We start from the raw sequence: 25,491 nt of genomic DNA, 5'->3' as shown, positions 1-25,491 counted from the left end.
TCTTATGTTCGGCAAGTGCTAGGTCACCGCCAATGTTGACAAGACGGGGAAGGTTATCTTGCTTAAAAGGGTTTTGATTGTTTGTGTCGGCAATATTTGCCGCAGTCCCACCGCGGAGCATTTGCTGCGCGGGGCACTTGTCCATTCCGATATTCAGGTCAGCTCGGCTGGTCTGGCCGCCTTGGCAGGCAAACCCATCGAGCCGACGGCACACGCTGTACTCGAGGAGCATGGTCATCTGCCCCATGAGCACCAGGCCGTCCAACTCACGTCTCAAGCCGTCAGCGAGGCGGACTTGATTCTGGTGATGGAGCGACGGCATGTCAGCGGGGTGCTCAACATTGCCCCTGAGGCGCGAGGCAAGGTGTTACTGCTGGGCAAATGGCAGGACGATCGCGAAATCAGCGACCCCTACCGTCAAGGCAAACCTGCTTTTGTGCATGCTTATGCGTTGATCGAAGAAGCCGTACACGCATGGGCACAGCGTCTAGCACGCTGATGGCCACTCCTTTTTGAATCGTAATCAAGGCAAAGAATCCGACTTATGCAGCAAGCACCGGTAGTCAACGTGCGGGACGACGACAATGACGAGATTGATCTTCTCGGCTTGTTTGGAACACTCATCGACCATAAATGGCTGATTGCCGCGATTACCGGTGCCTTCATGGTGACCGGTGCCGCGTACGCGGTGCTGGCGACCCCGGTATATCAGGCGAACGCGCTGCTGCAGGTTGAAGCGAAAAAGAACGACTTGCTGGGCTTCTCCGATGTCAGCAGCATGTTGGGGAAAGAGTCGCCTTCCGCGACTGAGATCGAGCTGATCAAGTCTCGTGCGGTGATTGGCAAGACAGTCGATGAGTTGAAACTGGCCATTATCGTAGAGCCCAGTTACTTCCCCATTATCGGTGAGTTCATTGCGCGTCGTTTTAAAAGCGCCAACCCGGATGAAGTCGCCAGTCCTTGGCTGGGTATGACGAGTTACGCCTGGGGTGGCGAGTCGTTAAAAATAGCTCGCCTTGAGCTGCCACAAGATAAGTTAGCCAAAAAACTGACCTTCATTGCCGGTGAAAACGGGACTTTCCAGCTGTTCGATGAAAGTGACGAACTTTTGGTAGAAGGGCAGGTGGGAGAGGTTGTCGATCAGCGCGGCGTTAAATTGCTTGTCGAAGAGTTGCGGGCCAACCCCGGAACCCGGTTTCGTATCGTCCGCAAACCACGGTTGACCAGTATTCTGGATTATCAGGAAGCACTGGATGTCATCGAGCGTGGGAAAGAGTCGGGCATCATCGGGTTGGCGCTGGAAAGTACCGAGCCGGAATTGGCGGTAAAAATCCTCAATAAGATTTCCGAACTCTACGTCGAGCAGAACGTACAACGGACTTCTGCCGAGGCCGCGCAAAGTCTGGAGTTTTTGAAAGAACAGCTGCCCCAGGTCAAGAATGATCTGGAGAAGGCCGGCAACGCGCTCAATTCGTACCAGACGCGTACCAAGTCCGTGGACATCAGCCTGGAAACCAAAGCGATCCTGGACCAGATTGTATCGTTGGACACGGCTATCTCTCAGCTAAAACTCCAGCAAGCCGAGATGGATAGAAAGTTCACCCGTCAACACCCGGCCTACCGTGCGCTGCTCGCACAGATTGCTGAATTGAGCAGTAAACAACAGCGTCTGGCCGAGAAGGTCCAGGACCTTCCCTCGACCCAGCAAGAACTGCTCAGCCTGACTCGTGACGTCGAAGTGGGGACGGCGATCTATACCCAGCTGCTGAATAAATCCCAGGAGCTCGATGTCATGCGCGCCGGGACGGTGGGCAACGTGCGTTTGATCGATACGGCGGATGTGAACCTGATCAAGCCGATCAAACCCAAAAAAATCCTCATTGTTCTGATTGCCACCTTTCTTGGTGGGTTCCTGGCCGTGTTGCTGGTTCTGCTGCGCAAGGCATTGAATCGCGGGCTGGAAAGCCCGGAAGCCATTGAGCAGCTTGGGCTCCCGGTATACGCCTCCATTCCCTACAGCATGCTGCAAAAAAATGCAGATGAAAAAAGTACGCGTGGAGGGAAGCGTTCCGGCAGCAGCCTCTCGGTGCTGGCCGTTAACCACCCTACCGACCTGGCTATTGAAGCGCTTCGCAGTTTGCGCACCAGCCTGCATTTCGCGATGCATGAAGCTGACAACAATCGTCTGATGATTTCCGGCCCTAGCCCGCAAGTCGGTAAAACCTTCGTATCGGTCAATCTGGCAGCCGTGATCGCCCAAACAGGGCAGCGAGTCTTGCTGATCGACGTCGATATGCGTAAAGGCTATATCCACAAAGTCATGAATTCCCACAGCACCAACGGGCTTTCCGATGTCTTGGCCAAACGCTGCGATCTGAAAACCGCGATCCACAAAACAGACATCGACAATTTCGACTTCATCAGCCGCGGTCAGATACCGCCCAACCCTTCGGAACTGTTAATGCATCAAAACTTCACTGAGCTGCTGTCGCAGGTCAGTGAAATGTATGACTTGGTCATCCTGGATACCCCTCCGTTATTGGCAGTGACCGATGCGGCGATTGTCGGCAGACAGTCAGGTACAAACTTGATTGTTGCGCGCTTCGGTTTTAATCCCTCCAGAGAAATAGAACTGACCATTCGCCGGTTCGCGCAAAACGGCATCGAGTTGAGAGGTGCCATTTTCAATGGGGTAGAAAAACGCGCTTCGGCAAAATACGGGTACGGTGCTTACGGTTATTACAACTACGAGTATCAATCGGATAATAGTTAAACCGGGTGCGGCCCAGGTCCGTAAATCTTTCCAGTTTCTTTTTGAGTTGTTTTGATTGTGTGAGGTATCAGCACCTGACACCCCACCCGGGTGGCAGGGGTAACGAGCTGATACCCATGTTGCCCGACAAAAAATACATCGTGTTCTCAGGAAATTGACTATAAATCCTGGGGCGGTAGCGTGGTTTTTTCGAAAAAAGTCTGAAGAGAAGCCTGTTTCTCGGATTGAGCTGATTGGCAAGTAATGGGTGTGCAGTTCCAAGTGACTCCTCTTGATGGATAGTTGAGAAAAAGATGGCCATGGCAAATAAACAGGGATTCTACGTAGAGCTGGAATCGATTCGAGGGCTGATGGCGTGGTGGGTCGTTTTTGGACACCTGTATTCCTGCTTTCGTCAGGCGATAGGCAACGTACCTCCTATCATCAATGAAGTGTTGTTGGCCACGGCTATTCCAGTGGACATTTTTATTTGTCTAAGCGGCTTTTTTATCGCCAAAGCCCTGAACGGGAAAAGTAGTGACTATAAACCCTATATTGTTCGGCGCGCTTTCAGAATCATTCCGATTTATCTGCTTGCCATGTTCCTGGCTGCCTTGTTGTTTAATGAGAGGATGAGTGTTCGCATGGAGATGCCATGGAACACCCCAGGGCAATTAGCAGCGGTTGAAAACTATTGGTCGACCATCAGTGACAATGTGGCCGCTTACTTGATGCCTTGTTTAATGTTGCTTCAGGGGCTGATTCCGGACCAGGTCCTGCCCCATGCAGGAGATGCCTTTTTAGCGCCAGCGTGGAGCCTGACACTGGAGTGGCAGTTTTATCTGATTGCGCCGTTGTTAGTGGGGGGCTTTTTGCTGAAACGCGGGAAAGAACTGCTTGTGGCGTCAAGTTTGCTTGCGCTGCTGCTTCTGACTCACTCTGGCCTGACATTCTCTTACGGCAGCTTCATCCTTATAAAACTACCTGTTTTCATTATCGGTATGTTAACCCACGATTTGATTCGCCGTGGCGAGGACGAACTGAAGAATGGACTCTTGATCATTGTCATCGTCTTGGGGATAGGTCTTATTACCCGATCCTTTGCCAATTTTGCGTCTATCACTTTATGGTCAGTATTGGCGATCGTGTTCAAATTGAACGGCCGATTCAGGCAGCCGTTGATCACCAGAATGCTGGAGTTGTCTAAAGCCCCACTCAGGAACAAGATGCTGGTCAAACTGGGTGTGCTGTCGTACTCCACGTATTTGATTCATATCCTGATTATCGACGCCGTGATGATTGTCGCGAGAGCGTTCGGTTATCTGAGCAGTGACTTGGTTGCGCTCTTCATCGCGCTCTCAATAGTCTTCACTTATGCGGCTTCATCGGTGATTCATCGGTATATCGAGACGCCCTTTATTGATATCGGTAAAAGAATAGCCACGTCAGTCTATTCTCGAGAACTAAAATGCCAGTAAGGGTCCTTGTCAACTACATGCTGTTTCCGTTGCTTCTCGTAGCGACGGCCTTCAACCTGAGATATCGATTGACGGGGGCTGATATACACCTGGGGGGCGCGGAGCTTTCCATAGCACCCTACGATATTTTTCTATTTATGATACTGGTTTCCATCATTTTTTTCAGTAAACAAATCAACCTGGAAAAAATCAAAATTGACCGCATAACGGCGATGGCCATATTTTTTGTCGTGTTGTCCTCCGTGTCGATCATTAATTCGGAAGCGGTAAGCTTTACCGTGTATGAAATTTTCAGGCACTGGAAGATCATCGTACTGTTTCTTGTGGTGAGATCGGTTTTCCAGGATGGCAAGTCCATGGAGAAGTTCACCAGGGTTGCCGCGTTATTGATACTCTTCGAAACATTGTATGCGGCGTATCAACTGGCAACCGGCGATGTCACGGAAGATGCCCAGCAAGTTAAAGAGCTTTTCGTAGAAAATGGAATCACCCGGGTCACGGGTACATTAAGACACCCGGCGTTGCTGTCTCTGTTTACGGTGCTGTTATTACCGTTTTGTGTCTATGGCGCGGTAAATGGAAAGGGCCGGTTGCTGTATGTCGGTGCAATTGCAGCAGGCTTTGTGGTTATTTGCTTGACCTACTCAAGAACTCAAATTGTATTGTACTTTTTTGTAGTGGGACTTTGCCTTTTCTATTTTAAGCGTCCGAATGGCAGCTCGATTCTAAGAAACAAAAAAATCATTTATACCTCTGTGATTTTTTCTTTGGTGATTATGGCGGGTGCCATTTACAACCTGGAAAACCTCTACGCACGATTTTTTGATGCACCTGAGTCGAGTACGACCTCAAGGCTGATTTTGGCAAAAATTGCGCTCAATATGTTTGTAGAGCATCCACTCATCGGTGTGGGGTGGAATAATTTTGTAGATGTCATGGAACAGTACGATGAGTTCGGTGCATCTAAAAGCTTCAGGTACCCGGCTCACAATATGTATTTGCTGGTCATGGCCGAGACAGGACTGATAGGGATTATTAGTTATTTGGCTCTTATATATGGAATCTACAAGATTCATAAGAATACGATCAAAAGGGCAGGTGATGTTTCTGTAAATAATGCCTCGGCGGCCGCGCTGGTCTCTATTATCGCGATATTAATAACCGGTATCCAGGGTTGGTCATTCCGGGCGGATAGCATACAGGCAATCATCTGGATCAATTTTGGAATCATTTGCGCCCTTAATGACAGAGCGAAACGACATGCTTAGACGAGTTTTCCTGTGTGTCATGCTTTTGGCGGTTGCTTTTAACGTCTCGGCATCGACTCGAAGTGCTCTGGATTATAAGGCGGGCATGCCGTTACGAGGATTCAACGTCGATTTGAATTTAAGTGAGCGGGACTTTAAAAGCTTAGATGAACTGAATGTCAATGCGGTGCGTGTGGCGTTTGCATCACATCCATTGTTTGATGAGAAGGGTGGGTTGGACAGTACGGCAGTCTCTGTACTTGATAACTATATTCGGTATGCAAAGAAATACAATATTCTGATTCTGATCGATGTTCATACTTTTCCTGGCAATGTCAAAAAATACTCGGGTTCGATAGGCGACGAATATTGGCGTAATGCCGACTTGATGAGTGAGCTGATCAAGAGCTATGCGCAACTGGCCGAGAAGTTAAAAGACGAAAGCATGGTCATTGGTTATGACATTGTGAACGAACCGGCGCAGGCTGACCTTTCGAACTACCTGGGTTTTCTAAAACAGGTATCAGAAATAATCTTGAAGATTTCGCCAGGTAAACTGGTATTGATCCAGCCCCGCATCACCATTCAACCGAATGGAATTCCTAACGGGCAGCGCTCCAACTGGAGTGAGATCACTCACCTGATTGATGACAAAACAGTCGTTGGCAGCCTGCACTATTACGATCCAGGGGATTTCACTCATCAGGGTGTTCATCAGTTTCCTGTCAATCAGCGCCTGCCATTTTTGCTTAGAAGTGAAAAGAGCTTGAGGTTGTATTTCAGAAAAACACTGTCTCGGGTTTTAAATCACCCGGGGCCGGTGATAGTGGGTGAGTTCAGTGTGTCGAATTATAGTCCGGTGGATGATTCTGAACTGTACATGAATACATTACTGGATCTGTTTGAGCGCAACGGCTGGAGCTGGTTTTATCACTCTTATAAAGAGGCAGACATCTGGAACCCCGAACTGTCGCTGACAAAAAGAGGTTTGGCCCCGGACGGCGCATCCAAGAAGTACTTGCTGTTGAAGGCGCACTTTAGATTGAACGATCGATTTCAGGCCGCTGACTAACCGCGAGCAGGACACTTTACTTGAAAGCAATTCAACTGTTGATCTCATCGTTTGGCGCCGCGGGTGCGACTTTTTTACTTCAAGTTCTGCTCAGCAGGACTTTGGACGCCGCCAGCTTTGGCCTTATATCATTTTCCAATGCGATTACCATCACGCTGGGAGCGCTGGCGTTCAGCGGCATAAATAGTTTGTTGTTGAGACGTGTCAGCCGGGCTCCGTCCGAATATACCGGGTATATGCAAATTGCCTATGTTTGCCTGTTGCTCAATACGCTGGGCGCTTATGTCATCAGCATGGCGCTGTTGTATGGAGCAGGCATAGATCTTCTGGAGTCGGTCTTGCTGGCGACGGGTGTTGTAGCACTGTCTTCTCAGGCGATCGTGATCACTCAAGGTCAGCTCAAGAGCAGTCCCCTGCGGATCTCGTTTGGCCAGGTAGTGGTGCCGCTTTCAAGGATATTGTTGGTTGCGGCAATTTTCTATTCGATGGTCCCGAGTTTTACCACCGCCGCAGCAGCCTTGGGGGCGGCTAACACTCTTTGCCTGATGTTGTGTGTCGCCTTGATAACACGGCATGGAAAAAAAGCAGGTGTGAAAATTCGAGACTTTTTGAAAGACTCCATTAAATACTCGTTGAATGGCGCCCTGAATATAGCTCAGTTGCAAATTCCCATCTCCTTGTTAGGGGTGATCTACGGCTCTACCTATTCTGGCTATCTGGCGATTTGTAATACGTTGCTCACGGCGCTGTATATAGCCCCTAACACGGTATTTAATACCTATCTAATAAAGAAATACCATGCGCTTTCAAGTGCGGAAAAATCGTTGCCTGTAAAACATTCATTGTATTCCTTTGCCGTGGGGGCTGTTTTTGCGGGTGGCTTGAGTTTCTACTCCCGAGAGCTTATTCATTTGCTGTTTGGCGGTGAATATGGTTATGCGGCCCAGGTGTTGCAAATAGCGGCGTTGTCTATTCCGTTCAGGTTTTTTGCAACACCTTTTGGCGCTGCATTATTGAGCGAGGAGTGGGTGAGTAAAAAGATAATGGTCGCCAGTATCGGGATGGCGTTACAGGTCAGCTTGTTTATTTTGTTAATGCAATTTGAAGCAAAAGGCATTGGTGCAAGTATCTTGGCTAGTGAGTTCTTCATAGCGGTTTCGTACTATATTCTTTATAGAAAGAGCATGCGAGTATGAATGTTTCTATTATCGGCTATTACGGGGATAACTTTGGTGATCTGCTGATGCTGAAGTCACTCCTGTCTTTGAAGAAGCCAGGTGCGGTGTTTACCGTATTAACTTACGGGGATGGTCAGTCGCTCAGGAAGCAAAGCTTCATTAGCGATAATGATGTGGGAGTGGTGGAACTTAATAAGGCCAACACATTGGCCGCTTACAGAAAGGTAATAAACAGTTCTGCGATCATCTGGGGCGGTGGTACTTGCTTCATGGATGAGGGGGGGACCGGTGGGATCAAGTACATGGCGCTGGCCCGCTTGTTCGGCGCGAATGTTATCTATGCAGGCATTGGGGTAGATAACCACAAAAAAATGAAAACCCGGCTGATTTTGTTTTTGGCAACGTTAATAGCTAAAGCGCTTTACATAAGAGATTCGGCTTCGCTGCAAGCCGTTAAAAAAATAAATCCGTGGATGCGCTCCGGAAAAATAAAGCAATCTGTGGACTTGGCGTATGCGCTTGATATAGGCGATGTCGAGGGCGCGGGTGATCTGGAGGGCGCGGATGATTACATTATCTTGTGCTTGCGTGATCTTGAAGGATATGGCGAACAATCCAGTGGCGATATCTATAGGCAGTTATTAGGTGTTTCAATAAAGGCGTGTAGAGCGTTGGGTGTTAATAGGATCGGCGTACTGAATGCGGACGCCGAAGTTGATGCGGGCGTATCGCTGTACGCCGAGCGTGAGCTGGAAGATTGCGGGTTCTCGGTATTTAAAATTCCAGGCAGTGATATTGATCGGTCCATCGACTGTATTAAAAATGCCAGGCATGTGATCAGTGCCCGGTTGCACCCTGCGGTGGTCGCTTATTCGGTAGGGACTCCCTTCTCTTTGTATAACTATTCAGACAAGAATAAAAAGTTTACCGCTGAGACGCACACCGATGAGTGTTTGATTCACAGGGGGGCGATAAACAGATTTGTACCTCAATACAAAATCGATTCCGCAGGCGAAAAAAGCACGCATAGACAGCTGGCACAATCGACTGTTCACGAAATATACCAGTTGTTAAATTGATCTGAATAAGGATTTTCCTCATGGGTCACTTGAATTATTTCATCATTGAACCGGTAGGAGGGCATGGTGGAATGAATTATTACAACACCGGCCTTGGGCAAGGATTGGTTCTGAATAATGCCACTGTACATCTCTACACTTGCCCTGAATCGCAGGAGCAAAGCTCAAGTAGTTTTACGATAAATAAGTTCTTTAAAGGGGTCTACGGTAAGACTAATAAAGTTATCAGGCTCGCCAGGTTCGTCACGGCGTTGACGAGATCCATCATTGATATAAAGAGGAAAGGCGGAAAAATTTGCCATTTGCATTTTTTTCAGTACTCGCTGCTCGAGTTGATAACGTGCAACCTGTTGAAGTTCAGTGGGATAAAAATAGTCGCCACGGTTCATGATGTTGAATCGTTTTCAGGGAGCTCTCTGACAAGAACCCATACTTCCATATTGCGAGCGCCGGAGGAGTTTATTGTTCATAACGAGTTCTCTCGGCAAGAATTGCGGTCGGTGATTTCCGCGCAGGGTATCAATAAGAAGATAGCTATTATTCCTCACGGTAACTACCTTCCGTTCGTGAAAAGGCGGGAGACCGTTTTGTCTCGCCAGCACTTATCATTGCCCGTCGATAAAAAGCTCATACTCTTCTTTGGTCAGATAAAAAAGGTCAAGGGCCTGGATGTTCTTTTGAGTGCAATGGAGATCGTGTCAAAACTTGAGCCTGATGCCGTATTGCTCATCGCCGGTAAAGTATGGAAGGATTCGTTTCAGCACTATGAAGACATAATAAAATCAAAAAACATATCGAGTGTGGTGATTCCACATATTCGCTATATCAATGACGAGGATGTCGACTTTTATTATTCCTCTGCCGATATCGTGGTCCTGCCCTATAAGAAGATCTACCAAAGCGGCGTGCTGCTAATGGCGATGTCGTACGGCTGTATTACCGTGTCTTCACGTCTGCCCGCCATGGTTGAAGTTGTGGACGACAGTCGAAATGGATTTTTGTTTGAAACGGATGACCCACAGGATCTGGCTCGGCAAATACTTGCAGCACTGGGCTCAGATGCTGCAGAGGACATTTCGCAGAACGCTCGAGCCGCGATGATCGAAAAGCATGATTGGACGCGCGTAGCGCGTCAGCACATTAAGGTATTTGAAACTTATGAATAGGCACTTGTTGATTCTAGGGATAAGAGGCATTCCGGCACAGCATGGCGGCTTCGAGACATTTGCCGAAAAGCTGGCGGTCTACCTGAAGGAAAGGGGTTGGAGAATTACCGTTTATTGCCAGGAAAGCGGCAGTGGCGCCATAACGGAAACCGAATGGCAAGGTATTCGTCGTGTTCATATACCGGTCTCCAGAGAGGGTGCGCTGGGTACTGTTATTTTTGATTTCAAGGCTGTGCGTCATGCGTTGAGTGAAAAAGGTTTGTTTTTGACGTTGGGGTATAACACCGCCATTTTTAATCTGCTGCAACGTGCGAAAGGCCAGACCAATATAATCAATATGGACGGCATTGAATGGCGTAGAGAAAAGTGGGGGGCGATTGCCAAGACCTGGTTCTGGATAAATGAGCGATTGGGTTGCTGGATAGGTAATCATCTGGTCGCCGATCATCCGAAGATAAAAGACCACCTTGCCACTCGAGTCAGTGCCGATAAGATCACCATGATTCCCTATGGTGGCGATGAAGTGAAAACGGCGTCTGTCGAAGTGTTGGCAGGTTTCGGCCTGGAACCGAAAAACTTCTCTATTATTATTGCCAGGCCTGAACCGGAAAACTCTTTTTTCGAGATGGTCGATGCGTTTAGTTCCTCGGTCAGGAATCATAAACTTGTGGTGCTTGGAAACTTTACGCCGAGCACGAACGAATATCACAAGAAGGTGATGGACGCCGCAAGTGATGAGGTGATATTTCCAGGTGCCATCTACGATTCGAACATCGTTCAGGCACTCAGGTATTTCAGTCGTTTCTATCTCCACGGTCATCGTGTTGGCGGAACCAACCCGTCTTTGGTCGAGGCGCTTGGCGCTGGCTGCGCAATTATTGCTCACGATAACCCATTTAACCGTTGGGTCGTGGGTGAGGGTGCAGCCTACTTTTCGGACAAACAATCTCTTTCGTGCCTGTTGGATGAATGGCTGGCGGATGAAGACAGAATTGCGGATATGAAAGAAGTCGGTGCCGCGAGATTTGTAGAGTGTTTCAAGTGGGAAAAAGTGTTGAGTGCGTATGAACAGCTTTTCATTGAATGGCGACCTTCATAAGTCATCCATTACTTCGATCTAATCCAGGCTGTTACTTTTCGATGAGGTGCTAAATGATTCCGGTTATTTTATCTGGAGGTTCTGGCTCGCGCCTGTGGCCGCTTTCGCGACAACTGAACCCCAAGCAGTTTTTGTCTTTAATAGATACCAATCTCTCTTTGTTGCAGGCCACCATTCAGAGACTTGATGGGCTGGAGATACAGCCCCCCAGGCTCATCTGCAACGAAGAACATCGGTTTCTGGCCGCTGAACAGTTGCGAAAACTGGGCATGGGAGATGCCAATATCCTGCTTGAGCCCGTCGGTCGTAATACGGCGCCAGCGGTGGCGTTGGCCGCGCTGCAGGCAACGGTTGAAGGTCAAGACCCGATGCTGCTGATTTTGCCGGCGGATCACACCATTAAGGATGTCGACGCTTTTCAAGAGAGTATCAGGGTCGCGCTTCCGTTGGCGATGGAAGGGAAGTTAGTGACCTTCGCAATAGTGCCCACCTATCCTGAAACGGGGTATGGCTATATTGAGAAGGGCGACGATATCGGTGGCGGTTTCAGAGTGAACCGTTTTGTCGAGAAACCCGATCTGGCGACGGCTCAAGCGTACGTGCTCACGAACAATTTCTTCTGGAACAGCGGCATGTTCCTGTTTCGTGCGAGCCGTTACCTGGAAGAGTTGCAAAAATTCCGACCCGATATTTTGTCTGCCTGTATCGAGGCCTTGGGCAACGGTTCGCAGGATTTGAATTTCACTCGGGTTGACCGGGCTTTGTTTTCTGCGTGCCCCGAGGACTCTATCGACTACGCGGTAATGGAAAAGACCGACTACGCGGTGATGGTCGCGATGAATGCCGGATGGAGTGACATTGGCTCCTGGTCTGCGCTCGCCGATGCCTTTGCAAAAGATGCTGACGGTAACGTGCTCAAGGGGGATGTCTTCGCCGAGAACACATTCAATACCTATGTTCATGCGAACAGCCGCTTGATCGCGACCATTGGCGTTGAAGGACTGGTCATCGTTGAAACCAACGACGCCATTCTTGTGGCCCGCAAGGATCAGGTGCAAGACGTTAAAAAAGTAGTGGAACGGCTCAAGCAATCCGATCGCCATGAGTACTCGAACCACAGAGAAGTTTATCGCCCGTGGGGTATGTATGACTCGATAGATAAAGGCGCTCGGTATCAAGTGAAACGTATCACGGTGCAGCCGGGAGCGAAGCTGTCTGTGCAGATGCATCACCACCGCGCCGAGCACTGGATCGTCGTTAGCGGTACGGCCAAAGTGACCAACGGTGAGCAGACCTATCTGGTCTCCGAGAATCAGTCGACTTACATCCCGATCGGTCAAGTGCATGCGCTCGAGAACCCGGGTGTCATTCCTCTTGAGCTGATCGAAGTTCAGTCCGGCTCCTACCTGGGCGAGAACGATATCGTGCGGTTTGAAGATAAATACGGCAGGGCATGAACCTCCGTCATCCATTGGGTTAGCCGACAGCGGTGCGGGTCACCGATTTAATCTTTCATTTCGCCGTCAGGATCTCCACTCATGTTTAAAAAAATCCTCGTTACCGGTGGGTCCGGTTTCATTGGATCAGCAGTGGTACGCCACCTGATAAGTGAAACCACCTGCAGGGTCGCGAACGTTGACAAGTTGACCTACGCAGGCAATTGCGACTCCCTGTCGAGCATCGACGAGTCGCCGCGCTACCACTTCTTCAAGGTCGATATCTGCGACGCTCGGGCACTGGATCAGGTATTCACGGTATTTCGACCGGATGCAGTCATGCACCTGGCCGCAGAGTCCCATGTCGATCGTTCCATCGACGGTCCTGCGGACTTTATCCAGACCAATATTGTTGGTACCTATACCTTGCTCGAAGCGACCCGGCGTTATTGGAACGGGTTGTCGGAAGAGCTCAAACAGGCTTTTCGCTTCCACCATATCTCCACCGATGAGGTGTATGGCGACCTGGAAGGCACCGATAGCCTGTTCAGTGAAACCACGCCTTATGCGCCCAGTTCACCCTATTCGGCCTCCAAGGCCAGTTCAGATCATCTGGTTCGGGCCTGGCAGCGTACGTATGGCCTGCCCGTGCTGGTGACCAATTGCTCGAACAACTATGGCCCTTATCACTTCCCCGAGAAGTTGATTCCCCATGTGATTCTGAATGCCATCCACGGCCGGCCTCTGCCGGTTTATGGCGACGGCTTGCAGATTCGCGACTGGTTGTTTGTAGAAGATCATGCGCGCGCTTTATGCGAGGTCGTGCGCCGTGGCGAGGTTGGCGAAACCTATAACATCGGCGGCCACAACGAGAAAACCAATCTTGAGGTGGTGCAAACCCTGTGCGATCTGCTCGAGGAGTTGGCTCCCGATAAACCTGCGGGCGTCGCGCGTTATCGCGAGCTGATTACCTTCGTCAAGGATCGGCCGGGGCATGATCTTCGTTACGCCATCGATGCGGGCAAGATCGAGCGTGAGCTCGGTTGGCGACCACAGGAAACCTTTGAGAGCGGCATACGCAAAACGGTTCAGTGGTATCTGAACCATCAAGGGTGGTGGGAACGGATACTCAACGGCCAGTACCGGTCGGAGCGTCTTGGCCACGTCGGCTGAAACATTCAAACCCTGCCTCTATTAAGTTTCGAAGGGAATCCTCATATGAAAGGCATCATTCTGGCGGGAGGCTCCGGCACCCGCTTGCATCCCATTACCCGTGGTGTATCCAAACAGCTGCTTCCGGTCTACGACAAGCCGATGATTTACTATCCGCTGTCGGTATTAATGCTGGCGGGCATTCGCGAGATCTTGATTATTTCCACGCCGCAGGACTTGCCCAACTTCCAGAACCTGTTGGGTGACGGTTCTTCTTTCGGTATTGAACTCAGCTATGCCGAACAACCTTCTCCCGATGGTCTGGCCCAGGCCTTTCTGATCGGCGAGCACTTTATCGGCGACAGCAATGTGGCGCTGATTCTGGGCGACAACATTTTCTACGGTTATGGCTTCAGCGCCTTGTTGCGCGAAGCGTCACAACGACAGAACGGTGCCACTGTCTTTGGTTATCGAGTCAGCGACCCGGAGCGCTTTGGCGTTGTCGAGTTCGACAGTAACGGCAAGGCAATCTCGATCGAAGAGAAGCCTAAACACCCGAAGTCCGACTATGCCGTCACCGGCTTGTATTTCTACGACAAAGACGTGGTGAGCATTGCAAAGCAAGTCAAGCCTTCGATGCGCGGCGAGCTTGAAATCACTGATGTGAACAACGCGTATCTACAGCGCGGGGATTTGCACGTGAGCGTGCTGGGGCGTGGTTTTGCCTGGCTGGACACCGGGACCCATGATTCATTGATGGAGGCCGGGCATTTCGTCCAGACCATCGAAGCGCGGCAGGGCTTGAAAGTGGCCTGTCTGGAGGAAGTGGCCTACCACCAGGGTTGGTTGTCGGCTGCACAATTGGATCAGCAAGCCACGGCGTTATGCAAAACCGGTTACGGCCAATACCTGGCACGGGTGCTGAGTACGGAGCCTGCGATATGAATGTCATCAACACCCGGTTGCCTGGCGTACTGATTATCGAGCCCAAGGTGTTTGGCGATGGCCGCGGGTTCTTTTTCGAGAGTTATCACCAGCAGCGTTATCGCGACGCCGGCATCGAGTTGCCTTTCGTCCAGGACAATCACTCGCGCTCGCAGTATGGCGTGTTGCGTGGTTTGCACTTCCAGCGGACCCGGCCCCAGGGCAAGTTGGTGCGGGTTTCCCAAGGGGCGGTATACGACGTGGTGGTGGACATCAATCCCGAATCGGCCACTTGCGGCGAGCATGTAGGGGTCAAGTTGACCGCCGACAACCATCTTCAGCTATGGGTGCCGCCAGGTTATGCCCACGGCTTTTGTGTGCTCAGTGAAACCGCCGATTTTCAATACAAATGCACCGATCTGTATTTTCCCGAGGACGAAGGTGGTCTGCTCTGGAGTGATCCGGACCTGGACATTGCCTGGCCTTTGGAGTCACCTCAACTCTCGGAAAAAGACTTGCGCAACCCGCGATTGCGCGCGCTGTTGAGCGGGGAATGACGGATTAATAATGGTCTATAGTTAATATTAACTATTGATGACCTGATGTTATTTAGCCTGAATTTCCAATCGCAGTAGAACCTTGCGGGATAAGAAGTCGGGAGAATCCTGACTAATAATAACAATAGACGCCTGAGGCGAGTGACTCACACTCGTAAGTTTGTACTTAAAATGCCTTGTTGTGTGGCGAATATCTTTGAAAATCGCCTTTATTTGTCAATAATCCTTGCCCCGCGCAAGCGCTTTTGCCGAGGATGTGACGGGATTCGGCGTATGGCATGCACTCCCTATAAATGACATCCTCCAAAGGAGGCAATGTGCATGAACGGGCTCGTTCAACTTACGGGTGTCAGTTCATTCATCTGCTGTTCCATTCCCGGTCCCTTAGTATCAAATCTAATGCAGAGTTGATGTCGAGAAGGAGTCTGATATGAAGAAACTACTTACTGCCAGCTTGCTGGCTGTCATGAGCACCGCGGCGTTGGCGGCGGATGCACCACCGATTGAAACGGCAAGCGAAGCACTGGACGAGCCACTGTCCTTGAATACCCCGCTGGTCGGGGGCGTGACGGTCGCCGAAACCGTGGTGGTCGGCGCGGCCATTATCGGCGCTGCTGCGGCCGCCTCCAGCTCCGGCGGCAGTTCCAATGGCGGTACCTCTGGAACGGGTGGCACAACCGGTACTGGTGGTACGACAGGTACCAACTAAACCCCGCGAAGTATGTTGTTCAAGATCACTCAGAACTTTCTGGGTGATCTTGTTTTAGATTTGCCCTCGACTAGCGTAGTGCCATTATGATCCGTAGATTATCTGTTGTTATGCTGGCAAGTATCAGCTTGCACGGCTGTATGTTTTCGCCTGGTCAACACATGGACACCAGTCAAATGGTCAGTGACGGCTCTGTGGAAAGTAGCCGGGTGGAGCTTATTCCCATCACGCCTAAATTGATTGCCATGGATGCCGCCACGCAGGTTCGCGAATCGGTGCCATCGGCGTTGTTGTCCTATGTGCCCGGTGGTTATCGCGTGGGTGCCAATGACCTGTTGTTTATCACGGTCTGGGATCACCCCGAGTTGACGGCGCCTTCGGGGCCGCAACAGCAAATCGATGCCAACGGTCGTCTGGTTCGTCCGGACGGCACGCTGTTTTATCCCTACATCGGTAATGTGCCGGCCGCCGGTAAAACCATCGAAGAGTTGCGAGCCTTTATTGCCGAGCGTTTGTCGCAATTTGTCGAAAGCCCCCAGGTCGACGTCAGCGTATTGCGCTTCGCCAGCCAGACCGTGGTGATTTCCGGTGCGGTGCTCAAAGCCGGCCAGCAGCCGATCACCACCACCCCGCTGAGCGTGGTGGAGGCCGTTGGCGCGGCCGGTGTGGACCCCTCGAATGCCGACCTGTCGGGCCTGACGCTGACCCGGGACGGGCGTGAATACAAGCTTGATCTGGACACCCTCAATCGGCAGGACTCACAGCTGCAGGGCGTCTACCTCAAGGGCGGCGACCGGCTGTACCTGCCTTATAACGACCAAAAACGTATCTATGTCATGGGTGAGGTCAACCAGCCTCGCGCCCTGAGCTTCAAGAGCAAATCGATCAACCTGACCGATGCGCTGGGCACGGTGGGGGGCTTGAACCAGACCACCTCCAACGGCAATGCGGTGTACGTGATTCGCGGCGCGGACCACCTGGAAACCGAACCGGCCAAGGTGTTCCAGCTCGATGCCGAATCGCCTTCGGCCCTGGTGCTGGCCACCCGCTTTGACTTGCAACCGCAAGACATCGTCTATGTCGGCCCGGCCGGCGTGACACGCTGGAACCGTCTGATCAGCCAGCTTCTGCCTACGGCCACCGTTCTCGGGACCGGTGCCAGCTCTCTTAATGACCTCAGCGAAGCCAACAGCAGATAAGGCTCAATCCCGCCGTGAAAAATTTGCCTACCTTCGCCAGTCTGACGATGGCGCTCTTGCTGTGCGGGTGTAACCCGTTGATGAAGGCCTCCTGGGACACCCTCGAAACATCCGTCGCGGGGCCTGCCTCCATCAACTTGACCCGTGCTCAGGTCGATGCCGTGCCGTATCCGCAGATCCTGGTCACCACCCCCTCCAGCGAGGGGGTGATGGCCATGGCTCGTCGGCGGGGCGACCTGCAGTTCTGGGTCGCTTCCGGCAAGCAAGTGCTGATGATGCGCGACGGTCTGGTGGTACGTACCGTCGGGTTGGGTGTTTCACTGGATGGCACTCGTTTCAATGATGAGTCGCCCTTCAAGCGCGGCCTTCAGCATTTGCCCGACGGTTATACCAGCACGCGCTGGATCGACATCTACGACGGCAACCGAATCGGTATCGCGGTCAACAGCCGTTTCAGCCCCCACGGCATCGAGACCATCAGCATTCTGGACAAGGAATACGCCTTGCTGCGCATCGACGAGCAGGTGGATGCACCCACCCTGAATTTCCACGCCACCAACCGCTACTGGGTCGACCCCCAGGACGGTTTCATCCTGCGCAGCGAGCAGCATCTGACGCCGCAGCTGTTTCTGAACATCGTGCAGGTGCGCCCTGACAGGGGAGCGGCCCGGTGAAGTGTTCAAACCTTTTCTTGCTTGGCCTGCTGTTGATCGGCCCGGCCGTGGGCCAGGCGGCCGTCACGGTCAGCGGTGACGTGCGCAGCCCCGGCCCCATCGACTTCAAACCCGGTGCACGCTTGCTGGACGTTATTCGCGTCGCCCAACCCAACGCCGAAAGTTACTGGCTGGGCGCGGCTTGGCTGCACCGTTCATTGGTGGACAAACAGGCGCGTTTGAAGGCGGGCGTCCTGTTCGATCTGAAGCTGCTGCAACGGGGCGCCTTGCTCGACGGCAAAAACACGCGAGCAGAGTTGAGTACGCGTCTGTTTGAGCAGGTCGCGCAACTGTCGGTCACCGGACGGCAGGTCGCGGTGCTCGACCCGATCGCCGTGGAGGTGGGGTTCGCCCGCAACGCTCTACTGGATGATGGCGACCGTCTGATTTACCCCGAGCGGCCATCCACCGTAGAGATTCTGGGAGCGGTCGCGCAGCCCTGTCAGGTGCCTTACCGCGCTCTGCAGGAAATCCGTGCCTATGCCCGGGACTGCACCATCCTCGACGATGCCGAGCGCGATTATCTGTGGCTGATCCAGCCCGACGGCCAGGTACGGCGCGTGGGCGTGGCGGCATGGAATCGTGAGGACGGCGTCGTGGCGGCTCCTGGCAGCAGGATCCTGGTGCCGATCAGGAGCGACGATCTCGAGACGCCGACCCCTGAGCTCAATCAACAACTGGCCGAGTTTCTCGCCACTCAACCCCAGGCTGAGGTGGCCCCTTGAAGTGCCCGTTGAAGTTACGTTTTGCTGCTGCATTGCTTCTGCCTTGCGGACTGGCTCACGGTGAACCGCGCTACACCCAGAGTGATTTTGGTGGCGTCGGTCTGCTACAGACCCCCACCGCGCGCATGGCCCCCGCGGGGGAGTTGAGTGCCACGGCCAGTCGTACCGATCCTTACTCGCGCTACAGCTTTTCCTTGCAGCCGTTCGATTGGCTGGAGGGCTCGTTTCGTTACACCGCCATCACCAACCGCAAGTACGGCACCGAGCAATTGAGTGGCGACCAGAGTTTCAAAGACAAGGCCATCGATTTCAAGGCACGGCTTTGGGAAGAAAGTCGCTGGGCGCCGCAAGTCGCCATCGGCGCCCGGGACATCGGCGGTACCGGGCTGTTTTCCAGCGAATATTTCGTCGCCAACAAGCGTTATGGCAACCTCGATTTCAGCCTCGGCATTGCCTGGGGTTATCTGGGTAATCGGGGGGATTTCAGTAACCCGCTGTCGGTCTTCGGCAGCCAGTTCAACGACCGGCCGCAGAGCACGGCGGCTGTCGCCAGGGCAGGGGACGTGAATGCCAACGCGTATTTCAGAGGGCACCCTTCGTTGTTTGGCGGGGTCGCTTATCAAACGCCGTGGGAGCCACTGAGCCTGAAGATCGAGTACGAGGGCAACGATTACAAGAATGAGCCGCTGGACAACCCGCTCAAACAAGACCTGCCGATCAACTTCGGTGTGGTCTACAAGCTGGCCGACAGCGTCGATCTGAGCGCCGGCTGGGAGCGCGGCAATACCGCGATGTTCGGCATCACCCTGCACACCAACTTTGTCAGCCGCAAGGCGCCGGTCAAAACTTACGACCCTCCCGCCGAGCCGCTGCCGGCGCAGGCGCCGTCGACTCCGCCCGACCAGGTCAACTGGGCCGATGTCTCCAACCGGCTGCAACAAAATGCCGGATACAAGGTGAAACGCATCGCCCGGCGCGGTTCGGAGCTGATGGTGTATGGCGAGCAGTCCCGTTATTTTTATCCGGCCAAGGCCGTTGGGCGAGCCAGCCGGATTCTCGATAACAGCGTCAATCAGGACATCGACTGGTTCACCCTGGTGAACCAGCGCTATGACATGTCCGTCGAGGAAACCAGCGTGCCACGGGAAACCTTCCGCGCGGTGGTGAACAACGACCAGCCGCTGAAGGATCTGCACCGTACGAGCGAGGTCAATCCGGCGACTGCGCACCGGGAAACCACGCTCTATACCCAGGCGCTGGAACCGTTCAGCTATGGCTTGGGCCTGGGCTACAAACAGAACATCGGTGGCCCCGACGGGCTGCTCTATCAGTTCACCGCCGATGCTGACGCGGAGTACCGTTTCACCCGCAACACCTGGTGGAGCGGCCTGCTCAGTGCCAACCTGCTGAACAACTACGACAAGTTCACCTACGACGCGCCGAGCGGGCTGCCGCGAGTGCGCACCGATTTGCGTAAATACCTGACCACCTCCGATGTGACGATGCCGACGTTCCAGTTCAACCACGCGACGCAGCTGGATAGGGACCTGTATGGCATGGTCTACGGCGGCTATCTGGAATCCATGTATGCCGGTGTCGGCAGCGAAGTGCTGTATCGACCCACGGGGAAACGCTGGTCGGTGGGCGCCGATCTGAACTTTGTGCGTCAACGGGATTTTGATCAGGGCTTCGGTCTGCGCGATTACCAGACCGTGACGGGCCATGTCACCAGCTATACTGAGCTGCCCAATGACATGCTTGCAGCGGTCAGTGTCGGGCGTTATCTGGCGCGGGACTGGGGTACCACTGTCGACTTGTCGCGGGAGTTCAAGAACGGCGTGAAGTTTGGCGGCTGGGTCACTCTGACTACCGCGTCGAAGGCGGAATATGGTGAGGGTAGCTTCGACAAAGGGATCTATATTTCCATCCCGTTCGACGAGATGATGAGTACCTCGACCATGCGCCGGGCCAATATCGTCTGGGCGCCACTGACCCGCGACGGTGGTGCGCGCCTGAACCGTGGCTACTCGCTGCAGACCATGACCGACGGGCGCGACAGCAGCCTGTTCTACAACAACTTCGAGAAAATCACTGAATGATCACGTGGCTCAAAGGCTTGGTCGAGTTGCCATTCTGGCTCCGGGGCCTGGCCTTTGCTGCGGTGACTGTGATTTTGCTGTACGCAGGTTTGCGCCCTCAACCGATCCCGGAGCTGTTCGTCGAAGAGGACAAGCTCCATCACTGGATCGGCTTTCTGGTTTTTACGTGCAGTTGCCGCCTGGCCTTCCCCAATGTGAGGTTTCTTTGGGTAGCCTTGGGGTGTTTGCTCACCGGCGTACTCATTGAGCTCGCGCAAGGTTTGATGCCGCTGCGCACGGCTTCGCCCTATGACATGCTGGCAAACTGTATCGGCGTGTTGATGGGGTTGCTGGTCTCCAGGTGCTGGGTGCGCTGAAAGGCGTTAGGCACCTGGCAGTTTGTCGGCATGTTGTAACCGTTGATCCTCGCTGTATCCCCCCTCCAGCAACACCTCTCTTGCCCTCCATCCGCCCGTAGCAGCTGCCGAGCCTGCAAGGCTGCGTTCGGCTGCGCAGCAGTCGTCAAACCAGAGCTTGCGGTGCATCAGGCAAACCGCGTCAGCCGGATTCACGACTGCTACGCAGCCGAACGCAGCCTCGCAAGCTCGACAGCTGCTACAGGCGAGTGCAGCCGTCGGCAGCTGCTACAAAACAGAGGGCGAATGAGGTGAGGCGGGGAAAGGGGGGTCGGGCAGTCAGAGATCTGACTGCCCGGACTGCGGCCTTGTCAGCCACAAGGTGAAGAACAGGCGGGGGCGAATCGCGGGGGTTAATAGATGTCCTTGGAAAAGAGTGTGAAAGGGGTCTTGATCAGGATCTTGATGTCGAGCCACAACGACCAGTTGTTGATGTAGTTGAGGTCGATTTCCACACGCTTTTGCATCTTGTCGAGGGTTTCGGTTTCGCCACGGCAGCCACTGATCTGGGCCAGCCCGGTGATGCCCGGTTTGATTCGATGACGGGCCATGTAGGCGCGGATCTTGCCGGTGTAGTAGTCGTTGTGGGCAATGGCATGTGGCCGAGGCCCGACCAGCGCCATATGGCCTTGCAGCACGTTGAAGAACTGCGGAAGTTCATCGATGGACGTGCGTCGTATGAAACGGCCGACCGCGGTAATGCGCGGGTCTTCACGGCCGGCCTGGCGCACCTGATGGTCGTCGTGCAGGCGCATGGAGCGGAACTTCCAGACCTTGATGATCTTGCCGTTCCAGCCATGGCGCTCCTGCTTGAAGATGATCGGCCCCGGGGAGGAGATCTTCACCGCGACGGCGATCACCAGCAGCAGCGGACTGAAGCCGATCAGCGCCAGCGCGGCGAGGCCTCTGTCCAGCAGGGTCTTGCTCAGCGCCGCCGTCGGGTAACTGGTCAGCGGGCTTTCATTGAGGTGGATGGCGGGCAAGCCATCCAGTTCGCTGACGGAGTGATTGAGCAACGTCATGCTGCCCAGGTCGGGAACCCAGACCACATCGACATTCGAGTCGAGAAGATCGATGTACAGCGCTTCTACCTGTTTGGCTTCGCTCAAGGGCAGCGCAATGTACAACCGCCGGACATCGTGCACCCGGATCAGCTCGCGCAGTTCCTGCAACTGACCCACGATCCTGTGGGCATTGACGTTGGTCGACAGTTCGTTGGGTTTTGAGCTGATCAGGCCGACCAGCGGCGGATAGTCGGTTTTGGCCAGTTTGTCCGCCAGATTCACCGCCAGTTGGTCAGTGCCGATGATCAGGGTGTTGTATTGGCTGTGCAATTGCCGGTGGTAGTGCCTGGAAAAACTGTGCAAGGGCAGGTACAGCAAGGCCTGCACGCAATAACCGGCCGTGGCCCAGACCAGGATGATCTCCCGGGAGAACAATTCGCTGGTCTTGCTGAGAAAGCCGATGCTGGTCAGCCCGGCCAGCGTCAGTAGCCAACCCAGCAGCAGGCGTCCCAGGCCGGTGAGGTAGCCATGCTGCTTGTGATAGACCAGCAGCAGGGAGTAGGAAGGGACCGAACCCAGGAAAGTAAGCACTGCAAGCACACGATAATGGGCGTCGATTTCTCCTGTCTGGTACAGCGCCAGAGCAAATAACAACGCATTGACCGAAGTGATGGCAATTATCCATTGCCCCCAGAAAGTCAGTCCTTTGGTTATGCTGTTTCGATTAATACGATTATGTACCATCGCGGTGTCCCTCGGGCATGCGCCACGTTGTGTATCAGTCGACGGTTAATAAATGGCAGCCACGCGCAAAGGCTGGGTGAGCGCGCTTAAGTCAGGATTTTTTTTATTATTAGAAGGGAATAACGCGGGCTTATGGCTGGCCATCCTGCTTTTGTTTTCAAGTCAGCTGATACGGTTATCTCAGTGTCTGGTTTTTATACTAGTACCTTAATCTTCGTGGGTGTCTGACGAATTATAACGGTCACTCTGCCAGAGGCTTTGTTATAAAAGGTCGTGCTCTTTTGTTAGGTGAGCATCACTGAAACGTCTATATAATTGCAGTATTCCGATAAGCGTTTGCCAGTACAGGAGGGAGGAAGCCGGGCAGGAACTATGGCGAGGATGACAGGAGGCGGGAAGTGCAGTGCAAGGCGGTCAGGCAGTCAAGCGGTATCGGGTAGGACGGGAGGTCGCATTTATTATTATTGTTTTTGCGATCTCGCTCAGTAAGCGACTCTTATCCTTTGTGCCAGGCAATAACCACGGTTTCTGACCGAGCGAACCAGTCGTTCTCCGTTGGCGGCAGTTTTGAACTTCTTCTGCAACCGGCTCAAGCACATTTCAAGGCCGCTGTAATGCTCCGGGTCTTTGTCGATGCGTAGAATAAGATCGTTCTTGCTGAGTACCCGTCGGTCGCTGATGACCAATTGGGTGAGCATTAACGATTCGGTGCCGGTCAATGGGATGGTTATATCTTCCTTGACCAGTGTTCTATCGTCAGCGTTAAACCACCAGATCTCGGGTTTACCCTGCGACTCTTTAACCCGGCTCACTGCGGAGATGAACTCTTCGTCGGCCACCGGCTTCTTGAGAAAGCCATCAACCCCGAAGTGCGAGAAGTGATGGAGTTCTGAATGTTCCGAGTTGGGCGTTATGAGTATGATTTCTGCATCTTTTTGATTTTTGCGGATAAAACTGACATCGCTCAGCGATATGTCTGCCTGGTCGAGCAGGATGTGCGTGAATCGACTCTTTCTGATGCGTTCGCTGCTGAGTTTGCCAGACTCGATTTCGAAAGATAAATACAGGCGCTGTGCGAGAAGCGATTCGATTGCTTGTCGTGCCAGTTGGTCGCGGGTGAAAATTAGAAAACTGTTATTTGGCGTATTCACAATAAGGCTCCTTCCTAGTTCGGTGAAATTTTTAAAGCTTAAATGACCTCGGTTGGGGAGTAGTACCGCCCCTGGAAAAAATCGAAAGGCATGCTGCGGGCCAGTGTGTGCAGTGCTTTGTGCTCCACCCGGTCCGCGATGAACTTGATTTTGCTGTCATGGATCATGCTGCTCAGGCAGTCGTAAGAGCGGTTGAAAAAGTCCTGGCTGTTGTCGACCATGATGTCGAAGTTGGATCGGGTCAAGTCCACTTTTATGTAATCGAACAGCTTCGGGCTGATCAGTTTTTCAGCGCTGTCATCGCTTAAGTCATAGCCATCGAAAGCGATCTCGATCCCGTTGTCCTTCAATAAGTGAATGTGATTGATAATGGTTCTTTTTTCTTTGAGGTTGAACGCAAGGAACGAACTGCTGTTAATGCTGGGGATCAGCTGTTGCTCATGCTTCTTGAGTGTCGTCTGAGCGTCACTCAGTTCCTTGATGAGTGCTTTATCCAACAAAGCGGATGGGTTCATGCTCATGAACAGTTTGTTGGGTGCCTGTACGGATGGGGAAGGTATGGCCTCGATCTGTGAAAGGGCATTTAATTGGATCCGCATCAGTACTTCGCGATAGATCGCCAGCGGGTGATCGGGGTGCAGTTGCTGATAGCTCTTGTTCAGAGGTGTCTGCTGTTTGGTCGCTTTGGCATAGATTTCACTGCCGAACAGTTCATCGTTTCGTTTGAGAATCGATTGCCTGAAGAAGACCAATGCGAAATTTTCTTGCACTGTATATTGCCTGCTGGACTCCATCATTTAGTCCCTTTAAGAGTGAAAGTCTGCTGGGTTGACTGATACGACCCCTCGAAGCAACCGATAACCATAACCGCGAACGCTGTGAATGATGTTAATGCCAAAGTGTTTTTTGATTTTATTTCGCAGCCGGCTTATGGATTTCTCCAAAACGCGTGAGTCATAGAGTTTTATATTCAATCCCATGGATTCGGCCATGCAATCGTGGTGCAGGATATTGCCTTCTGCGTTGATAAGCGCATCCAGGGCTTTCATTTCCTGATAGGCCAGATCCAGTTTGTACTCATCGTTGTATAAGTGCAGGCATGTTTGGTCCAGGATCAATTTGATGGCGGGTTTCCATTCAGGCGTTTCGAGCAGCTCTGAAATTAACCTGGCCTTTTCATCCTGGTCGTTAGGTACATTGATGCAGTGGTCGGCACCGGCCAGGTAGCATTCAATTTTAGTGTGCGGAGATCGATAATTGATTGCAGCGATAATGGTCAGTTCTGTCGGAGTTGTACGTAATTTCTTAATCAGCGCCAGGCAGTCATTAAGAAGGGAGGGAGTTTCAATGTCGATCAGTACGGTATCGAGCGTCTGAGTTTCGATATCAAGGCTTAGCGGGTTTGGGTAATCTAATGTATAAACATGCGTGAGATTGGGTACAAATAGTTGGTGTAGTTTCTCTGTCGAGCGCCAAGTGCGCCCAATAGCGAGAATACCCCTCTGGCTATTTTCGATCTTGCTCTCAGTACTCATCATGTAAATTACTCATATGTGCTGGCGTTGCAATCTTAATACACAAAATACTGAAGTTATCTGACTTTTTATAACAT

The 25,491-nt window shown here is 52.5% G+C and carries 23 protein-coding genes; 19 read left to right on the top strand and 4 right to left on the bottom strand.

Going from position 1 to position 25,491, the window contains the following annotated elements:
• The first annotated feature begins 58 nt into the window (after positions 1-58).
• The 19 genes from QMK51_RS18510 (at position 59) to QMK51_RS18420 (ending at position 20,941) form a co-directional block, all read left to right on the top strand.
• Entirely contained in the window at positions 59-499 is a 441-nt protein-coding gene (locus tag QMK51_RS18510; protein ID WP_258696619.1) for a low molecular weight protein-tyrosine-phosphatase, read from the top strand.
• A 45-nt stretch (positions 500-544) separates the two neighbouring features.
• On the top strand, positions 545-2,773 hold the full coding sequence (locus tag QMK51_RS18505) for a polysaccharide biosynthesis tyrosine autokinase (RefSeq protein WP_320391188.1): 2,229 nt from the start codon (positions 545-547) through the stop codon (positions 2,771-2,773).
• A 293-nt stretch (positions 2,774-3,066) separates the two neighbouring features.
• Positions 3,067-4,230, top strand: a complete 1,164-nt coding sequence (locus QMK51_RS18500) for an acyltransferase (protein ID WP_320391187.1) — start codon at positions 3,067-3,069, stop codon at positions 4,228-4,230.
• Between the two features lie 17 nt (positions 4,231-4,247).
• Positions 4,248-5,498, top strand: a complete 1,251-nt coding sequence (locus tag QMK51_RS18495) for an O-antigen ligase family protein (RefSeq protein WP_320391186.1) — start codon at positions 4,248-4,250, stop codon at positions 5,496-5,498.
• Positions 5,491-6,549, top strand: a complete 1,059-nt coding sequence (locus QMK51_RS18490) for a glycoside hydrolase family 5 protein (protein ID WP_320391185.1) — start codon at positions 5,491-5,493, stop codon at positions 6,547-6,549. The genes QMK51_RS18495 and QMK51_RS18490 overlap by 8 nt, the downstream gene beginning before the upstream one ends.
• 20 nt (positions 6,550-6,569) lie before the next feature.
• Positions 6,570-7,745, top strand: coding sequence for an oligosaccharide flippase family protein (locus tag QMK51_RS18485; RefSeq protein ID WP_320391184.1), 1,176 nt, complete (start codon positions 6,570-6,572; stop codon positions 7,743-7,745).
• Complete coding sequence (locus QMK51_RS18480) at positions 7,742-8,806, top strand: polysaccharide pyruvyl transferase family protein (RefSeq protein ID WP_320391183.1); 1,065 nt, start codon at positions 7,742-7,744, stop codon at positions 8,804-8,806. Before QMK51_RS18485 ends, QMK51_RS18480 begins: the two co-directional genes overlap by 4 nt.
• Positions 8,807-8,826: 20 nt before the next feature.
• On the top strand, positions 8,827-9,972 hold the full coding sequence (locus QMK51_RS18475; RefSeq protein WP_320391182.1) for a glycosyltransferase family 4 protein: 1,146 nt from the start codon (positions 8,827-8,829) through the stop codon (positions 9,970-9,972).
• The gene (locus QMK51_RS18470; RefSeq protein WP_258696611.1) at positions 9,965-11,071 is read left to right on the top strand and encodes a DUF1972 domain-containing protein; all 1,107 of its coding nucleotides are present in this window, start codon (positions 9,965-9,967) and stop codon (positions 11,069-11,071) included. The genes QMK51_RS18475 and QMK51_RS18470 overlap by 8 nt, the downstream gene beginning before the upstream one ends.
• 53 nt (positions 11,072-11,124) lie before the next feature.
• Positions 11,125-12,528: a mannose-1-phosphate guanylyltransferase/mannose-6-phosphate isomerase gene (locus tag QMK51_RS18465; RefSeq protein ID WP_320391181.1), complete on the top strand. Its 1,404-nt coding sequence runs from the start codon at positions 11,125-11,127 to the stop codon at positions 12,526-12,528.
• Positions 12,529-12,609: 81 nt separating this feature from the next.
• Positions 12,610-13,680, top strand: a complete 1,071-nt coding sequence (rfbB, locus tag QMK51_RS18460) for a dTDP-glucose 4,6-dehydratase (RefSeq protein ID WP_320391180.1) — start codon at positions 12,610-12,612, stop codon at positions 13,678-13,680.
• A 45-nt stretch (positions 13,681-13,725) separates the two neighbouring features.
• Entirely contained in the window at positions 13,726-14,604 is an 879-nt protein-coding gene (rfbA, locus tag QMK51_RS18455; RefSeq protein ID WP_320391179.1) for a glucose-1-phosphate thymidylyltransferase RfbA, read from the top strand.
• Complete coding sequence (gene rfbC, locus QMK51_RS18450; protein ID WP_320391178.1) at positions 14,601-15,140, top strand: dTDP-4-dehydrorhamnose 3,5-epimerase; 540 nt, start codon at positions 14,601-14,603, stop codon at positions 15,138-15,140. Before rfbA ends, rfbC begins: the two co-directional genes overlap by 4 nt.
• A 430-nt stretch (positions 15,141-15,570) precedes the next feature.
• Complete coding sequence (locus QMK51_RS18445; RefSeq protein WP_320391177.1) at positions 15,571-15,849, top strand: hypothetical protein; 279 nt, start codon at positions 15,571-15,573, stop codon at positions 15,847-15,849.
• An 86-nt stretch (positions 15,850-15,935) separates the two neighbouring features.
• Positions 15,936-17,048, top strand: coding sequence for a polysaccharide biosynthesis/export family protein (locus tag QMK51_RS18440; protein ID WP_258696605.1), 1,113 nt, complete (start codon positions 15,936-15,938; stop codon positions 17,046-17,048).
• Positions 17,049-17,062: 14 nt separating this feature from the next.
• A complete protein-coding gene (locus QMK51_RS18435) occupies positions 17,063-17,722 on the top strand; it encodes a YjbF family lipoprotein (RefSeq protein WP_320391176.1) in 660 nt (219 codons plus the stop codon).
• The gene (locus tag QMK51_RS18430) at positions 17,719-18,486 is read left to right on the top strand and encodes a capsule biosynthesis GfcC family protein (RefSeq protein WP_320391175.1); all 768 of its coding nucleotides are present in this window, start codon (positions 17,719-17,721) and stop codon (positions 18,484-18,486) included. The genes QMK51_RS18435 and QMK51_RS18430 overlap by 4 nt, the downstream gene beginning before the upstream one ends.
• Positions 18,487-18,494: 8 nt before the next feature.
• Positions 18,495-20,585, top strand: a complete 2,091-nt coding sequence (locus QMK51_RS18425; protein ID WP_320394536.1) for a YjbH domain-containing protein — start codon at positions 18,495-18,497, stop codon at positions 20,583-20,585.
• Entirely contained in the window at positions 20,582-20,941 is a 360-nt protein-coding gene (locus tag QMK51_RS18420) for a VanZ family protein (protein WP_320391174.1), read from the top strand. Before QMK51_RS18425 ends, QMK51_RS18420 begins: the two co-directional genes overlap by 4 nt.
• 392 nt (positions 20,942-21,333) lie before the next feature.
• Here the strand turns inward: QMK51_RS18420 and QMK51_RS18415 are convergent, their stop codons facing one another.
• The 4 genes from QMK51_RS18415 to QMK51_RS18400 form a co-directional block, all read right to left on the bottom strand.
• A complete protein-coding gene (locus QMK51_RS18415) occupies positions 21,334-22,728 on the bottom strand; it encodes an undecaprenyl-phosphate glucose phosphotransferase (RefSeq protein ID WP_258696601.1) in 1,395 nt (464 codons plus the stop codon).
• A gap of 482 nt (positions 22,729-23,210) precedes the next feature.
• Complete coding sequence (locus tag QMK51_RS18410; protein ID WP_320391173.1) at positions 23,211-23,879, bottom strand: winged helix-turn-helix domain-containing protein; 669 nt, start codon at positions 23,877-23,879, stop codon at positions 23,211-23,213.
• 38 nt (positions 23,880-23,917) lie between these two features.
• Positions 23,918-24,673 carry an EAL domain-containing protein gene (locus tag QMK51_RS18405; RefSeq protein WP_309475882.1) on the bottom strand — a complete coding sequence of 252 codons (756 nt, stop codon included), beginning with the start codon at positions 24,671-24,673 and terminating at the stop codon, positions 23,918-23,920.
• 12 nt (positions 24,674-24,685) lie between these two features.
• Positions 24,686-25,417: a winged helix-turn-helix domain-containing protein gene (locus QMK51_RS18400; protein ID WP_320391172.1), complete on the bottom strand. Its 732-nt coding sequence runs from the start codon at positions 25,415-25,417 to the stop codon at positions 24,686-24,688.
• Between the last annotated feature and the right edge of the window lie 74 nt (positions 25,418-25,491).

Source organism: Pseudomonas sp. P9_31 (assembly GCF_034008235.1).
Classification (GTDB): Bacteria; Pseudomonadota; Gammaproteobacteria; order Pseudomonadales; family Pseudomonadaceae; genus Aquipseudomonas.
Note: the sequence above shows the minus strand (reverse complement) of the source record. Positions and strands in the feature narration are given on the sequence as shown.